Origin of the sequence: Tigheibacillus halophilus, from assembly GCF_042683165.1 — a bacterium.
Taxonomy (GTDB): domain Bacteria; phylum Bacillota; class Bacilli; order Bacillales; family Amphibacillaceae; genus Tigheibacillus; species Tigheibacillus halophilus.
The window spans coordinates 300,097-317,369 of the sequence record NZ_JBHUIZ010000006.1 but is presented as its reverse complement, the minus strand read 5'-3'; the positions used below and the strand labels follow the sequence as shown (position 1 = coordinate 317,369).

Annotated in this window: 8 protein-coding genes; all 8 read right to left on the bottom strand. The window is 33.9% G+C overall.

Features of this window, described 5'->3' with window-relative positions:
* Positions 1 to 122: 122 nt before the first annotated feature.
* The gene (gene tagH / locus ACFSMW_RS09895; protein WP_390355236.1) at positions 123 to 923 is read right to left on the bottom strand and encodes a teichoic acids export ABC transporter ATP-binding subunit TagH; all 801 of its coding nucleotides are present in this window, start codon (positions 921 to 923) and stop codon (positions 123 to 125) included.
* A gap of 15 nt (positions 924 to 938) precedes the next feature.
* Positions 939 to 1,763 carry an ABC transporter permease gene (locus tag ACFSMW_RS09890; RefSeq protein WP_390355234.1) on the bottom strand — a complete coding sequence of 275 codons (825 nt, stop codon included), beginning with the start codon at positions 1,761 to 1,763 and terminating at the stop codon, positions 939 to 941.
* A gap of 180 nt (positions 1,764 to 1,943) precedes the next feature.
* The gene (gene tagH, locus ACFSMW_RS09885) at positions 1,944 to 3,596 is read right to left on the bottom strand and encodes a teichoic acids export ABC transporter ATP-binding subunit TagH (protein ID WP_390355232.1); all 1,653 of its coding nucleotides are present in this window, start codon (positions 3,594 to 3,596) and stop codon (positions 1,944 to 1,946) included.
* A 430-nt stretch (positions 3,597 to 4,026) separates the two neighbouring features.
* Positions 4,027 to 6,084 (bottom strand): DUF6270 domain-containing protein, encoded by a 2,058-nt coding sequence (locus ACFSMW_RS09880; protein WP_390355230.1) that lies wholly within the window; start codon positions 6,082 to 6,084, stop codon positions 4,027 to 4,029.
* Positions 6,085 to 6,212: 128 nt separating this feature from the next.
* Positions 6,213 to 9,827 (bottom strand): CDP-glycerol glycerophosphotransferase family protein, encoded by a 3,615-nt coding sequence (locus ACFSMW_RS09875; RefSeq protein WP_390355228.1) that lies wholly within the window; start codon positions 9,825 to 9,827, stop codon positions 6,213 to 6,215.
* A gap of 333 nt (positions 9,828 to 10,160) precedes the next feature.
* Complete coding sequence (gene galU / locus ACFSMW_RS09870) at positions 10,161 to 11,045, bottom strand: UTP--glucose-1-phosphate uridylyltransferase GalU (RefSeq protein WP_390355227.1); 885 nt, start codon at positions 11,043 to 11,045, stop codon at positions 10,161 to 10,163.
* A gap of 283 nt (positions 11,046 to 11,328) precedes the next feature.
* A complete protein-coding gene (locus ACFSMW_RS09865; RefSeq protein WP_390355225.1) occupies positions 11,329 to 14,136 on the bottom strand; it encodes an N-acetylglucosaminidase in 2,808 nt (935 codons plus the stop codon).
* Positions 14,137 to 14,440: 304 nt separating this feature from the next.
* Positions 14,441 to 17,155 (bottom strand): N-acetylglucosaminidase, encoded by a 2,715-nt coding sequence (locus ACFSMW_RS09860; RefSeq protein WP_390355223.1) that lies wholly within the window; start codon positions 17,153 to 17,155, stop codon positions 14,441 to 14,443.
* Between the last annotated feature and the right edge of the window lie 118 nt (positions 17,156 to 17,273).

Sequence of the window (17,273 nt, the reverse complement as noted above, 5' to 3'; positions counted from 1 at the left end):
ATATTATAACATATTGTCGAAGAAGTTCATCCTTCAGCTGAAATTTAATGGTTTTGGTCTTCTAAAAATCAAAACCTCTTGTATAATAGTCAGTTTAAACAACCATTACACAAGAGGCAAAATTAAACTCCTAATAATTCTTTTTGTTTTTGATACCCCTGTTCCTTATACGTTTCTCTTTCTTCTTTACTCATTTTCTTCCATTGCTTCAGAAACTTCTGGTACTTAGGCATTACTTCTTCTACAGTTCCGAAATCCTTCACCATTCCATATTCCAGCCATAAAATTTTCTCACAAAACTGTTTCATTTGGCTGATGGAATGACTGACAAATATCATTGTTTTACCTTGGTCTTTAAACTCTCTCATTTTGTCAAGGCTTTTTTCGGCAAATGCTTTATCACCAACAGAAAGTGCTTCATCAATGATTAAGATATCTGGATTGACACTGACAGAAATAGCAAACCCAAGCCTGGACTTCATCCCACTGGAATAAGATTTCACAGGCTGGTCGATGAATTTATCCAGTTCTGAAAACGAAATGATATCCTCTTCCATTTCTTTAACTTCTTTTTTAGAGAAACCAAGCATTAAACATTTTAACTCAATATTCTCTCTGCCTGTGAGTTCCCCTTTCAAACCCGCAGAAACAGCGATTAAAGCTGCCTCTCCGTTCACCTGAATTGTTCCGGAGGTTTCCGGTACTATCCCGGCAATGATATTAGATAAAGTAGATTTACCTGAACCGTTTATCCCGATAAAACCTACAACGTCTCCTTTTTCAGCTGTAAAATTAACATTTGCCAACGCGTAAAAATCCTGGCCATAGTTTTTCGAAGTAACTACATCCAACAATTGCTCTTTTTTCCGTTGATATAATTTATACTTTTTAGAAACATTATTTACAATAATTGATTTTTCCATAAATGTCACAAGCCTTTACAGGAAGTCGATGAAATGTCTTCTGAACTTGACATGCAATTTCGCACCAATCAGGAACAGTACTATTACTAATCCCCAAAAATAAATCGTGTATTCCCAATGGGTGATGAAATACCAATCTACACCGAACAAGGCAGAGCGATATCCTTCAATTAGGTAAATAAGTGGATTTAATTTCAGTATTTGCACCATTTCAGGGAAACTTTTATTCAATATAGAGAGCGGCCACAGTATACCCGATACATATAATAACATTCGCAGCGAAGAATTAAGCAACATATGAAAATCCCTTACTATTGTCGAGAGTGTCGACGTGATTAACGAAATTGCAAAAACCAAACAATACGCTGCAAACATAAAATAAATGATCTGAAGGTAATATATATTCACATAGAACCCACTAAGCTGTAAGATACCAATCGATACAATCAGCATGATGATATGAATATACAGTTGAGAAAAAATAATGTAGCTCGGAATGACACTCATTGGGAAATTCATTTTTGAGAGCATCCTAAGCTTTGTATAAATCGACTTCGATCCTTGAATAATTGATTGATAACAGAAATTCCACAGAAAGAAAGCTGCCAGTAACCAACTGAAAAACTGGATCTCCACTCCCCCTACTTCGACCGGATCCCTGCTTCTCAAAGTACCAAAGACAAACCAATAAATTAGGATTTGGATGGCCGGGTTTAAAAACTCCCAGAGTATTCCCAAATAGTTATTTTTATTTTTACTTTTCAATTCATATAACGATAATCTTCTGATCAAATAAAAATTTCTTATCTGTTCCTTGATAACAATAAAAGCTGATTTCATAAGTATATCCTCTCAACTTGTACATATTAAATTTATGGCTGTTTATAATAATTTAACTCATTAGTACCATTTATAGATTATACAAGTTTCCATTTTAAAAAACAATCGTACGAAAAGGCCTACTTTTTTAAGCAGGCCGATTGATAAATTCCTACCTTTATAGGAAAGAAACACATATATCTAATCTTCACTAGCATCCCGGATACCAATCGTTATCGACTCAGCATTATCATTCTCCGGTAGGTCGATTATATAATAATATTTACCTCCAGAATACATTAAGGCATTTTTAGATTTCAATTGGGGTTCACCTAGTCGTGCAGTAATCATATCTTTAGCGGCAGGGTTTGTCTGTAAAGTAACAGAAGTTATTTTACCATCTTTCACAGTATGATCTCGGTCAGCATATTCCATTGTTTCCTCATTCTGCCCTAATATTTCGGTATGATTATTCAAATCAATCCCCAATAATTCATCTAAGCTAGCTACCAAACTATCATCTGAAGAATTGTCTTTAATGATTGTCAATAGCTTGGAACTGATCCAACCAGTTTCCTTATCGGAATCCACGCTGGTAACTTGCAGCCATTCCACATCATTTTCTTCATCGGCGTATGAGTCACTCACTTTGTATGGGCTGCCAAAACCGGTCACAGATGATGCTTCACTGTCCAAATCATGTTCAGCCCGAATATAAGCACTACGCACATTAACATATCTTATATCATCTTGCTCCTCCATCTGATTGTCATTATCCTTATTTTGATTATCAGAAGAAACGACCGGATTATTGTTAGGCCCTTCTGTGTTTAGATTTTTATCCGTTTCATTTTTAATAGCCGTGTCTGCAAAAAATCTATCTATCAAGTCAAATTTATAATTGGTAAACATCCCAGCTCCAACTAACAATAAAATAAATAATATGACAACAAAGTATTTTATTCTTTTCTTAAAAGATTTAATACTGCTCCTTGTTACCCTGGAAGCCGTTAAGGTCTTATCTTCCTTTTTCTCTTCAATTACAACTGACTGTTCCACTTTCATCAGTTTACTGCGTTTTTCATTAACCATTTTCTTGAATTGAAGTTTTTCTTCTTTTGACATGGCTTTGTATTCCTTTAGAAAAGTCTGGTATTCGGGAACAACTTCTTCTATTGTTCCGTAAGCCCTGACCATTCCAGCCTCCAGCCATAACGCCTTTTGACAAAACTTTTTCACCTGTCCAATCGAATGACTGATAAAAAAGATCGTTTTCCCTTTTTCCTTGAATTCATTCATCTTATCAAGACATTTATTAGCAAAAGTTTGATCTCCAACTGACAATGCCTCATCTATGACAAGAATATCCGGATCAATATTAATCGATATAGCAAATCCAAGCCGAGATTTCATACCACTTGAATAATTTTTTACCGGCTGATCAATAAATTTACCAATATCGGCAAATTCTTCTATATCAGGCATCAGTGCCTTCGTTTCCTTTTTACTGAAGCCGAGCATTAAACATTTCAATTCAATGTTTTCCCTTCCAGTCAACTGACCGTTCAAACCAGAATTGATAGCAATTAAAGCTGCTTGTCCATTGAGTTTAATTTCCCCTGTAGTTGGAGGAGAAATTCCTGCAATCAGGTTGGATAAAGTTGACTTTCCGGCTCCATTAACACCAATCACACCAATGACATCCCCTTTTTTCGCCGTAAAACTTACATTTTGCAATGCGAAAAAGTCCTCCCCGACTTTTTCGGGGAGAATGACACCTTTTATTTTATCTTTTGGATTGTCGTACATTTTGTATTTTTTTGTAACGCTTTTAAAAACAATAGAATAGGGCATAATTGTATACTCCAATTTAGGTGTTTATGTTCTGTTTTTGCTATACTGCATCAGACGTTTATTATCAATAGATTTATAATTCAGCAGTTTATTCATTTTGTTAGATTTCAGTAGAATATAAAATATCACGATACTCTATCTGTATTTCTTCTTGCTCCAGCCAATTAAATCATATTTCAATTTTGTTGGGGTTAAAAGCTTGTTTAGTTATCAGCCCAATCCCACAATTATTTGCTGTTTTTATTAAACTTTCGTCTTTTCTTTTTATCACTCCTTGGATAGAAAAGTCCCTTACCTCCTCCAACGTCTGCTGAATCGTTAATTTTATTGTGCTTACAATTTATACTTTACTAATCAACTCTACTTTTGACGACTTATAATTCACCCTTTTACATTACCTAATTAAATATTTTTCTTGTCATACCTTTTTTTATTGGATATTTTTATTTAACAGATATTTGATAGTTATATCATCTAAATGATTCATAAAATCCTTATAATAACTGGAATTAAGATGGTCTGGTGTATTATTTTCGGGATGGTTATAAAGAGAATAATATTCTTTCTTTTCAAGGTTAATAATGTTTATATTTGGTAATAATTTAATAAAGTATTCTTCCATATATTCAAACAAGTAATTACTGCGTTTTACATGTTTTATTTTACCTTTAAATTTCTCTATTTTACCATCTTTTGTTTTGTATTCCTCCGTCTTCCGTACTCTCTGTAAAATAATTCTTTCTTGAGGAATGATTTGCACAATCTTTTCAACAAATTTATCTAATGCTTCTTGCCATAATTGTAAATAGCTATGAATATTCTGATGAGATAAAACATCAGAATTTTTATCTACTTCATAAAAAAAATTCATATTTTTTCTTAACATATAATTAATAGTTATTATATGATTAGCATCTAAGTACAATATATCCTTTGATCCATCAATGTAGAAGTCCAATATAAGAAAATCAGGGTTAGTTAACTTCAATTGAGTAAAAAAGTCTTTCTTAAAATCGCTTCTTAAATAGTTCACTTCTCTATCGTTAAACCCTTCAAATTTATCTTCGGGAAATTCCACGGGGCTACTCATTAAACTGATAATAGAAGAATGGAATTGTGTATACACTAACTGATATTTTTGCTTGTAATCAGGATTGTAAAAATCATTTGAGCTAAAAGCTAAGCGACTAAAGCAAGAACCCGAAACAGCTATCTTTACAGTGTTACTTGCAGTCTTATATGTTTTAGCTTTACAATTAATTGCTAATTTATAATTAAAAGAAGTTAATCTCATCTGATAATTTTTATTTAATTTAATATTTTGATCTGGTATTGACAGTTCCCTATTTATATAAATAGGTGCATGAAATATTATACCCGTTTTTCGATCTCTTAATTCTCCAAAAAAAGTATAGACTGCGTCGTCTTCAAGTCTTATTTCATTTAGGATTTTCATTATTGGAATATCCGCGGAAAAATTATTATTAAATTGGTGACATGTTAATTCCCTGACAGTATTTATTAACTCTCCATTATCAAACGTTGCTTCCTTTTTTAAAATAAATTTGTCAATCGTCAACCCTTTTACTATTCCTTTTAGTTTTATTGACTCTTCAATTTCAATATGATTCAGTTTAAATAGAGATTTATTAATAGAAATAGTTAGTGATAAGGCATTCATATAGTTTTTGTAAAATTTCATTTCTACTGTATTTAATATGTAATGACGAATACCGACAATCCCTGAAGACAGATTAATATTAAATGGATATTCATTCATTAAATTTTCTTTTTCATTCCAGATTTTAATATAAACGTCCCAAGTCGATTTAGGTTGAACAATTTCATATTTAATTAGTTCTAATAAGTCCACTTTTGCCGAGTAATAATTTTTATTTTTTTCAAATACCGGAAAAGTGATAACTTGATGGTGATACAATATGTCTGGCTGAATCCTCTTTTTAAATACAAGAGATATGTTGCTTCTACTTTTAATATAAACTAAGGAATCAGCAAATACAGATAAATCTATCAAAAATTGATTATCAACTATCATCCCATTAACGGAATTTATATGGACCTCTTGTTGTTTTACCATTATTGCCAAAGTGTCTATCTTTGTTTTATACAGCTTTGCTTCATAAAGTGGAATCTCAGCAGATAAAGACACCGGTGAAAAATCGATTTGCTGTATAGAAATTTTTTCGACTTTATTTCCAACAGAAATAAAACAATCCCATACTCTACTTTCAAAGAATTTTCCTTTTAGTTCATTGATACTAATTACAGCTGTAAAAAAACTTTCCCTCCAATTTATTTCCAAAAAAATTCTTTTTGGAATAAAAAAATCATCATAGTCAAGTCTTTCTTGAAAGAAGATACTAGGTTTATTCGTAATTAAATGCTTTGCAGATACCGAAGTCTCACCACTCAATAAAACTTTACTATTATCTTGGGAATATTTAATTGAAACAAATTTGGCCAACATTTTTATAATCCCCTATTTCTTAAATATTTATCCAACATCTGAATTATTATAAGATAGGTACTTTACGTAATTGAGAAAGTACCTATCCATCTGGATAAAAACAGATATCAGTTAGATAATTATTAATTTTATTTTGATAGACAAGTTTCGAAGTTATCCATTGCTATAGAATTATATTTATAATAATCAAACCGTTCCATTTGAACCACATTTTCTTCGTTTGCAATAAAGTTTAACCCTTTTTCAAGGCCTCGAATACTATTCTCTACAAGTAATCCGAATTTCCCGTTTTCCAAAACTGTTCGATTTGCTACTATATCAGTTGCAATTATTTTCATACCCAATGTCATCGCTTCTAATAACACCATTGGCTGCCCCTCATAATGAGAAGAAAGCACAAAACTATCACACTTTCTCATAAAAGTAAAAGGGTTTTCTAACTGCCCCATTAGATAAACGGAATTTTCCAAATCCAAATCACTAATTATGTTTTTTAAATATTCTTTCAATGGACCTTTCCCCAGAATATATAGTTTACTATTTTTGTGTTTTTTATGGAAGTTAGAAAATGCATAAATCAGATTATCCTGAGCTTTTTCGGGAGAAAGTCTTCCCATATTGACAAAATTAATGTTTTTCTTATCAGGATATGGAACAAATTTATTATCTACCTCTACTCCCAACATTTCTCTTATGATTAAGGCATTTGTATCTAACCAGCCTAACATCTCTCCTCCTTTCATTATTTGCGCATACGTCCCTTTTTGAGTTACTACTTCTTTTTGAATTTTTACTAGACTATAATTATATTCTTTCATATTTGTTGCTATTTTCTTAGCTCTCTCTAAACCATAGGGTTTGTCCCAGAAATAGTCTTTATACCTTGGTTTGACCGTAGCAATATAAGATATTTCCTTTTCCTTTAACAACACTGGGTCTTTAACAATATCAAACGCCCTAGAATCTAGCCAACCTATCTTTGTATTCTCTATCTCAAACAAATAATAAGTTCCTTTTTTCGTATCATTTATTGTTATTATTTTAGCAACTTCTCCAGTAAACTCCTTAGCCATGGCTACTTTCTTAAAACCAAAATTAGGATAAGCTTTTGTCCAAATCGTATGGTTTTCTGGATTGGCTATTTTTCCATATATTTTACCGTTTATATTATTCTCTCTTAATGTTCTATTTTCAATATTATCTATAACTCTCTTACACACCTTGTAATTCTTCAACAAGATTGTTTTTCTTTTTCGTAAAACTTTCCATTTCTTTATACCTTTCATAGAATCATAAAGGGTACAATCTTCAACAACTTTTAAAGCCGAGTTATCGATCCACCCTATTACTGTGTTGTTAATTGAGATACGACTGTAGACAGAATGTTGAGTTTTTGCCTCTCTGTCTATTTCAAAAATAACCCCTTTATAATCTTTACTATTAGAAACCTTTACCATATCCGTAACCTTATAAGGTTTTGACCAGATATGGTTCCCTGTAGGTCTTTCTAACTTAGCAATTTTGTTGACTTTCTTTTCGTAAAAAATAGTATCGGGCTTTAACTCCACAGCTCTACAATCAATCCATCCAATAATTTGATTATTATAGCTGAATTTATAATAAGTATATTGCTTATTCTCAAATTTTCTAGAAATAAATATTTCAGCATTTGCAAAATGTTTTGCCAATACATACTGCGTTGCTTTTGAATTGCCCGGTAAGGTATTCCAAACAAGGTATCTATTAATGTCCCTTAATAAACCTCTTGATTTAAAATTCTCTGTATATAATTCGCTGCTCTTTTCGATAACTTCAGATTCTTGTGACTCAGATTGAAGGATCTTATCGGGGTTTATTGAATTCATTACATAAACAAATTTATTATAATCTGCATACTTGATTAAGTTATTTCGATTCAGTTCCATTGTTCCTTTTGATACGCTAACTAATTTATCAAATCGATGGTAAACAGAAAAAAGTCCTCTCAAATTAATTCTATGAGGTCTCTTTCCATTTACTTTCCTCTCGCTATCTGAGAGCAAATCATTATGCATATAGCAAATTTTTTTCTTTGCTTCCGCTGCTAAAAGATACTTTGCCCAAAAAAGGCTGTATCCACTAAAATCAATTACATAATCGAAATTTGTTTTTCCGAATAAGCGTCTATGTTCTCTCTTGTATGCTTTATCCGGGTATAATTTTTTTCCTAAAATCCCCTTTTCTCCTCTATTATGGATGAATTTATCCCTATAAACTTCACTTATCTTATAATTAGCGAGTCCAGGCTTAAAAAGTAGCCGTACATTCATATTCACCTTATTTAGGTTTTTTATAACTTCTTTGGAATGCGGAGTAGCAGAAAAACAACTAACATCGTATTTATTGTAATCAATATTATTCATTAGGTTAATAAAAGACGAAGTTATTCCATTATCTCTCATTCCGCCAGGATAAATTAGTATTTTCTCTTTTTTTGATTGGCAACATGTGAGTGTATTAATTTTCTTAGAAGACTTTTGAAAGATGTGATTAACAATCCTTTGTGTTACTTTTCCGTCATCATGTTCAGTATATAGTTGTTTCATTTCTTTATATTTATCATAATAAACTGGTTGAAGTCTAGCTATATTCTTTATAGCCTCAACAAGTTCCTTGGCGTTATAAAGAATTGGACCAGGTAAATCTTCGTTTTTTAAATACTGTCCTCTTTGCTCACTGTAAATATCTGCATCCCACGTATAAAATAAAATTGGCTTATCTGTTACAAGAAAATCAAAAAACACGCTTGAGTAGTCAGTAATTAGCAAATCCACTATAGATAATAATTCATTCGTATCCACATAGTCGGGGATCAATTGTCTCTGAATCTCAGGATAATCAGTAGCTTGCCTATATAAAAAAGGATGGACTTTTATAAAAACGTTATATTTGTTTCCAACTCTTTTTTTTAAATATTTTATATCAGCAATTATTTGTAAGATATTATTTTCAACCCTAGATACACTTGTCCCCTTCCAAGTAGGTGCATATAAAATATTTTTCTTGCCTTTTTCAACAATTACATTTAAATCCCTTAAATATTTAGTGAAGCTCTCAGGGTTTGTATTTAGAGTCAAATCTATTCTTGGATAACCTTCTTCAATGATAGTCCCCTCATAAAGGCCTTCCAGTTTATAACTAGTTGTAAAAATTTTTGTAGTATGGCTGTTGGGACTCAAAATATAATCAGTACTCAAAAAATTCCTTAAAACATTTTGTGAGTGTGAAGGATCACCTGGTATGTCAAACCCCATATTTTTAAGTGGGGTGCCATGCCATGTGTTAATATATTTTTGATTTGCTTTCGGAATAAAAAACGATTGAAAGGTAGAGTTATTAATTAAGTATTCACTCGTTATTAAGTATTTTAAATATTTTTTTGAATTACGTTGAACAAATTTAACGTTTGGATAATTTTTATATTTATCAATTACATCTGAGAGAGTATTAAAATCCTGTACTGACCATATATGTTTGTATTGTTTGAAATCTTTGTGGTTCAGCATATATTTGAATATTGCATATGGACTATCAGTAATACTTTCTCCATCACGGCTTTCGTACAAGATTGTATTCTTCTTTATTTTCAATTTATCATAGTATCTGGAATAACGATTAACACGATTATGTCGTTCCCTAAAAAGGTAATTAGCAATCGGTTGCTGTATAAAATCTATTTTCCGTTTCAAAATTTTCTTATGCACTTCTGGAAACTCCTTTATGACAAGATTAATGATTATATTTCTTTATCCACATCGCAACATATACTATAAGATTTTCGTAGTAGAAACCCCCTTTTTCTCAATAATTTATCAGATCTGTTTTCTTCAATTCACCTATAACACAGAAACCGAACCTCTTTTTTATTCAATTCTACCTTCAAAGATATATCAGATAGGTTAATTTAAAGTTTTTCAAGAAATACGACATTCTATTTTTACCAGGCTTGTTGATAAAAAATTCAATTCCCAATCAAACTCCGATATCTCAGTGCTTTTTCTAAGGCTAATCGGCTTCAATTAATTTTTGGCTTTATACTAAACCAATTTTTTTTCTTTTTCTAATTTCTTCTCTATAAATTGCAATATACTTTCACGCAATTCTCTGTGCTGTAATGCAAACTCTATAGTGGTTTTAACAAACCCTGTTTTCTCCCCAACGTCATAACGTTTTCCTTCAAAATCATATGCATAAACATTTTGTATGTTATTTAATTTTTGAATTGCATCGGTTAACTGAATTTCTCCACCTGTTCCTATTTGTTGTGTTTCTAAGAATTTAAATATCTCCGAAGTAATTACATAACGTCCCATAATAGCCAAATTGGAAGGAGCAGTTCCTTTTTCTGGCTTTTCAACAAAATTACTTACTTGATACAACCTACCATCAATTGTTAGAGGGTCAATAATACCGTACCGATCTGTTTCATTTTCTGGAACTTTTTGAACACCAATAACCGATGAACCTGTTTCATCATATTTACGAATTAATTGCTGCAAACAAGGAATTTCACTTTGAACAATATCATCCCCTAAAAGAACAGCAAACGGTTCGTCACCTATGAATTTACGTGCACTCCAGACGGCGTGTCCCAACCCCTTAGGCTCTTTTTGTCGAATATAATGGATGTTAGCCAAATTAGAAGATATTTGCACTTTTTCCAAAAGATCAATTTTCCCCTTATTCAACAGATTATTTTCCAATTCGGGAGCACAATCAAAATGATCCTCTATCGCCCTTTTCCCTTTACCTGTAACAATGATAATATCCTCTATACCAGAAGCTACAGCTTCCTCCACGATATACTGAATCGTTGGTTTGTCTACAATTGGTAACATTTCTTTTGGCATTGCTTTAGTGGCGGGTAAAAACCTTGTTCCAAGACCAGCCGCTGGTATGATCGCTTTTTTGACTTTTTTCAATTTATATATTCTCCTCATTTAGTAGTTTTTTCTATATGATGCAACAATAATTTAAAATTGGTTAGAATCAGCGTAATTATACCATAATACATATTTTAAAAATATGGCAATTAACGTTTTTCGACATAATTCTTTATGCACTATAATACAAAATTAAAGTATCTGTTAATTACACTTTTGTTACTTTATTACTATACTACTTCTAAAATACATTTCAACCCCAAAAAGCAGACTACCATATAATGTTCAAAAAACATTATATGGTAGTCCTTGTTTAAATTTCTCATTTATAAACCGGTATATCCAAATACAAAGTATATGAATCTAATTGTTGATACAAATCATACATTCTATTAATCTGCTTTGAAGCCCAGCCAATATCCGTGGCATATTGTTTGCCAAATCTTCCGGTCTCGTCCATGGCCCCAGGATTCCAGCGCATTTTATATAATGTATTTAGTTTGCGGTTTTCACCGTTATTACCTTTGATATAATCATTACCTATAAAATCTGCTCCACCTACGATTGCTTTATAAGGTGTTGTCCAACCTTCTTCATATGCTTTTTTTGCGCCGCAATCGATTGGACAGCTGTCGTAAGCTCCAACGCCGAACATATTGTAGACGGTCGTTCCATTGTATTTTACACCTTTAGCAAGTGTTGAAGTTCCATTGCCAGTCTCAAGTAAAGCATGTGAAATCAAGTAGACATCGTTGATACCATATTTTTTACCGGCATCTATAAATGCAGTTCCTTGCCCGGCTAAAGTTCCTTTACCCTTCAAATAATTATTCAATACGGTCACAGTTGCTCCGCTTGGTTTAGAAAGGTCAAGGAATTGGAATTTTTGTTTTGAATCATTGATAAAGTTATTTGGATCAAGATAATATTTCACATCAGCTGCTTTAGCGTCAACCCAATAAAGCTGATACCAGCCATTGACACTTTTTTTAATGGACAATCTTTCTCCTTTATAAACCTGATCCACGATGGCATAAGAAGCTCCCGGGCCCTTCCTGACATTCAATACATCCGCAGTCACGTAATATTCGCCGTTAGAAATTTTTACATATTCACTGCTCACATACTGCGTATAACTGTCCGTTTGCGGGGTAGCTTTCATTTGTATATTAACAGCCTGATCAAGTGTTAAGTTATATTTAGTTGTCGTATTTGCAGACTTAGTGAGATACGATTCATGAATCCACACGGTTTTACCGCCTATTTTCCCACGATACCACAACTGTTTTCCTACTTGAACAGTCACGTCAACTGAAAATTCCTGTCCTTTATACTTGGAAAGGCTATTAAGTTTTACTTCCTTGCTGCCGCCCCAGGCTCGCTTATACCCTTTTCCAGTGCCTTTTGCATAAAAAGTTTTTTTCTTTTTGTCAACTATTTTTCTTGTATGCCAAGTTACATCTGACTTTTTAATCCAGCCTACTACCCCGCTTGTACTGCTTGCTTCTTCGCTAAGAAGATAGTAAACAGTGCCACCGGCAGAGGCTTTTTTCTTAATATAATACACTTTGTTCAAGTAAGTAGTTCCTGCTTTAAAAGTGTTGGATGAATTACCCAGCTCTTTATAAATAACGGCACTGCTTTTTTTAATATGTCCTAATTTGTTAGTGCTTTTTTCATTGATAGCTGTCAGATCATCCATATGAATCCAAACTGTTTTACCGCCTATTTTTCCGCGGTACCACATTTGTTTTCCTACTTGGACTGTGACTGTGGCGACGAAAAAGTCGTTTTTATATTTTGATAAACTATTAAGCTTTATTTCTTTGCTGCCGCCCCAGGCTCGCTTATACCCTTTCCCAGTACCTTTTGCATAGAAAGTCTTTTTCTTTTTATCCACTACTTTTCTAGTATGCCAAGTTACATCTGACTTTTTAATCCAGCCTATTAGTCCACTGGTGCTGCTTGCTTTTTCACTCAGCAGGTAATACACAGAACCACCGGCAGATGCCTTTTTCTTAATATAATAGGCTTTTCCAAGGCGGGTGCTTCCTGCTTTGAAAGAAGTGGATGTATTTCCAATTTCTTTATATATGGTGGCAGTACTTTTCTTAACGTGCCCTAATTTGTTTGTGTTTTTTTCGTTAATGGTAGCTAGCTCATTCATATGGATCCAAGCTGTTTTACCGCCTATCTTTCCGCGGTACCACATTTGTTTCCCTACCTGCACAGTGACTGTTGCCGTAAAAAAATCATTTTTATACGGAGACAAGCTATTTATTTTAAGATCTTTACTGCCGCCCCACGCAAGCTTATAACCTTGGCCGGTGCCTTTCGCGTAAAAAATCTTAGTCTTTCTGTCAACTATTTTCCTGCTGTGCCAGGTCACGTCCGACTTCTTGATCCACCCTACTACCCCAGTGGTACTGCTCGCCTGCTCACTCAACAAATAGTATACAGTGCCGCCGGCAGAAGCTTTTTTCTTGATATAGTATACTTTATTTAAACGGGCATCCCCAGCGTTAAAAGGGGAAGAAAGATTATTGATATTTTTATAGATTTTGGCATTACTTTGCTTTATGTGTCCAAGCTTATCCGTACTTTTCTCAGTCACCTTTTGCACTTTTTTTACATTTGCTTTCATTTGGATAGACTGTTTATTCATTGTACGGACTTGTGTTTCATTTTTGGGGTCTTTTTCATCATTATTGGCTGGCTTGTCATCATGGTCTTCAGCATCTTTGTTCCCTTCATCAATGGAGGAATCCGGGTTTTGCTGTGGTGTATCTTCCCCAGTCTGTTCGCTTTCAGATTGTGGAGAATCGGAATCAGATGATACGTCCTCTTTTTCGTCCTTTTCCTCTACTTTTTCATCAGTAGTTGCTTCTTCTTTGTCAGCATCCTGCTGCTTCTGAACATTCTTATCATTTTCATTCTCTACTTCTTTATTAGTGTCTGTTGAGCTATCTTTCTTTGGATCAGATTTATCCTCATTTTCTTTAACAGTCCCATCGCTGAGTGTACTGTTGCTTTGGACATCCTTCTCATCCCTCGTTTCAGCAAAAGCGGCTACAGGGAAAATATAACTGAACATTACCATCAACGTTATAATTATGGAGAGCTTTTTCATTTTCCTTCCTTTCTACATAGCATCATATTTTGGCCTAACCTTGTTTAGTTTCTTTCTGAAAAAATGTAGAGCAATTTTAAGCTTATTCATCTCCCCTTTCTACTTATTTATTAAAAATATGACAAAAATCCCCATATTTGGTAGTATACCATATTAGATTAATAGTTTTAACTACTTTTTTCCTATTTTTCCAGTAATTGATAAGTAATATTTATACAAATTGAAACTATCTACTTCTGCACACATTAAAAATATCAAAAAAGCAGGAAGAATATTGAAATAAACATACTCTTCCTGCTTTCACCTATTTCTTATATACGGGGACATCTAAATACAAGGTATAAGAACCAAGTTGCTGATATAAGTTGTACATCGTGGTAATTTGTTTGGAAGCCCAGCCAATATCTGTGGCATACTGCTTTCCGAATCTACCTGTTTGCTCCATCGCACCGGGATTCCATCTCATCTTATACAATGTATTGAGTATCCTATTTTCCTTATTTTCACCTCGAATATACTCATTTCCAATAAATCCAGCACCGCCCACAATTGCCTTGTATGGTGTTGTCCATCCTTCCTGGTACGCTTTATTTGCGCCGCATTCTATCGGACAGCTATCATAGGCTCCGATTCCGTACATGTTATAGACGGTTTTCCCTTTATACAAGACCCCATTCGCTAAAGTTGAACTGCCGTTCCCTGTTTCGAGCAATGCATGTGATAATAGATATACATCATTCACTCCATATAGTTTACCTGCATCTACAAACGCTTGTCCCAAACTTGTAAAAATGCCTTTATCCTTCAAATAATCATTGAATACACCAACAGGCACACCACTGTTTTTAGATAGATCAAGAAATTGGAACTTTTGTTTAGAATCATTTACAAAGTTGTCAGGATCAAGATAATACGTAACATCTGTCGGTTGAGCCTCTACCCAGTATAATTCGTACCAGCCGTTGACAGTTCTCTTGATAGAAAGGTGCTCTCCCCTGTATACCTGTCCTACTACTGCGTAAGACGTTCCTGGTCCTTTGCGTACATTTAGAATATCTCCATCAACATAATAGACTTTTCCTGCTTTATCGTATTTTACGTAAGCGCTGCTTACGTATTGTTGGTACTTGTCTGTTTGTGGAGAAGCTTTCATTTGAATAGCTAAAGCTTGCTCAAGCGTTAGCATATAATTGGTATTGATTGTCGTGGACTTTGTTAGGTGTGTTTCATCCATCCATATTGTCTTTCCTTTCAGTATGCCCCGGTGCCAAATTTGCGAGCCGACTTTTACAGTTGCATTCACAGAATATTTATCTCCTTTGTAACTCGACAAATTAGCAAATACTACTTCCTTACTACCACCCCATGCATGTTTATAACCCTTGCCAGAACCCTTGATATAAAATGTTTTCGGCTCTCTGCTGACTACGACTCGGTCTTTACAAAGAACATCTGCAGATTTAATCCATCCTATCACGCCTTTGCTTGCACTGGCTTCCTTGCTCATAAGATAGAAAATTTCATCGTTGACCGTTGCTTCCTTTTTAATGTAGAATACCTTTCCTGTTAGACTGCTTCCAGCTTTCGAAACGTTCGAAGCGTCTCCAATCGTTTTGTAAATGATTGCATTACTGCTTTTTATTTGTCCAAGTTTATCCGTTTTACGCTCTTTTTTATTGCCTAGGCCATTCATGTGAATCCAGACACTTTTTCCCTCAAGTGTACCACGATACCACAATTGTTTTCCTATTTTGACAGTGATATTCACTGCAAACAGCTTTCCTTTTTGAGTAGATAAATCACCATGCACAATTTCTTTTTTCCCGCCCCAAGCACGGGTGTACGCCTTGCCAGCTCCGCTGATATATAAATTTTTCACAGTTTTATCAATGATTGAGCGGGAGTGCCAAGTCGTATCTGTTGCCTCCACCCAACCAATCACACCATTGGTTGCGCTTGCCTTTTTGCTAAGCAGATAATACAGTTGACCATTGATAAAGACTTGTTTCTTGATGTAATAGACGTTTCCTGTGAAATTATTTCCTGCATTAAAGGAGGATCTTAAATTATTGATATCTTTATAGATCTTCACACTTTTATTTTTAATATGACCCAATTTATCCGTAGTGGTGACCGAAACGGTGTATACCTCAGAAGATGAAAGCCAAACTTTCTTACCGCCCAATTGACCGCGGTACCATATTTCCTCCCCCACTTGGACAGTAGCATCAACTATAAAACTTATTTCCTTAAACTGAGATAAATTTTCGAAGACGACTTCTTTTTCCCCGCCCCATGCACGGGAATAGGCTTGATTTATTCCTTTTATATAAAAATTTTTCGTATTTTTGTTGAGTAGTTTACGGTTCTTCCAAGTCAAATCGCTGGCTTTCACCCAGCCAATAATACCTTTTACAGCACTAGCTTCCTTACTTATTAAATAGTAGGTATCATTTCCCACAATTGCTTGTTTCTTTATATAATAGACTTTATACATATAGGTATTTCCCGCAGTGAAAGAGTTTGATAGATTATTTATATCTGGATAGATTTTTACATTGGCTTTTTTTAAATGAGCAAGTTTATCTGTTTTGCTTTCTTTGACCGCAATTTTTACATTCTTTGCTTTAAACTCACCAGCGGCCTTAATCTGTCTGTTATTATCAACAGCATTGGGGTCTTGTTTCATTATTCTATTGTTATTTGTTATATTTTCTTTTTCGGAAACAGGCTCTTTAGGATTAGGTGAAGCCTCTGCTTTCGAATCAGGAGTCTTTGTTGCCTCAGAATTCGACTCTTCAAACTTGTCGTCTTCCACGGGATGCTTAACTGGTTTAATTACTTCGGTATCATTTTTAGGTGATATGGAAAGATCTTCATCCAATTGCTCCTTAATAGGCTGATCATTTTGAACTTGATCATCCTCCTCTACTTTTGTTTCCATTTCCCCAAAAGTAGAAAGCGGGAAAATAAAACTGAGAAACAGCATAACAGAAACGGATAGTGATATTTTTTTCAAGTTCCTTTGTCCTTTCAGCATCTTATCGATATGCTTGGCCCTTAGGGCGTGTAGTAAAAAAGCCTTTTACAGATTAAAACATGAAACGCGAAATCGGACTTTCTGAAAAAAGTATTCA

Excerpts from the sequence above, each read along its gene's own strand:
- tagH (WP_390355236.1), bottom strand. The coding sequence starts at position 923 with ATGGAAAAATCAATTATTGTAAATAATGTTTCTAAAAAGTATAAATTA.
- ACFSMW_RS09890 (WP_390355234.1), bottom strand. The coding sequence starts at position 1,763 with ATGAAATCAGCTTTTATTGTTATCAAGGAACAGATAAGAAATTTTTAT.
- tagH (WP_390355232.1), bottom strand. The coding sequence starts at position 3,596 with ATGCCCTATTCTATTGTTTTTAAAAGCGTTACAAAAAAATACAAAATG.
- ACFSMW_RS09880 (WP_390355230.1), bottom strand. The coding sequence starts at position 6,084 with ATGTTGGCCAAATTTGTTTCAATTAAATATTCCCAAGATAATAGTAAA.
- ACFSMW_RS09865 (WP_390355225.1), bottom strand. The coding sequence starts at position 14,136 with ATGAAAAAGCTCTCCATAATTATAACGTTGATGGTAATGTTCAGTTAT.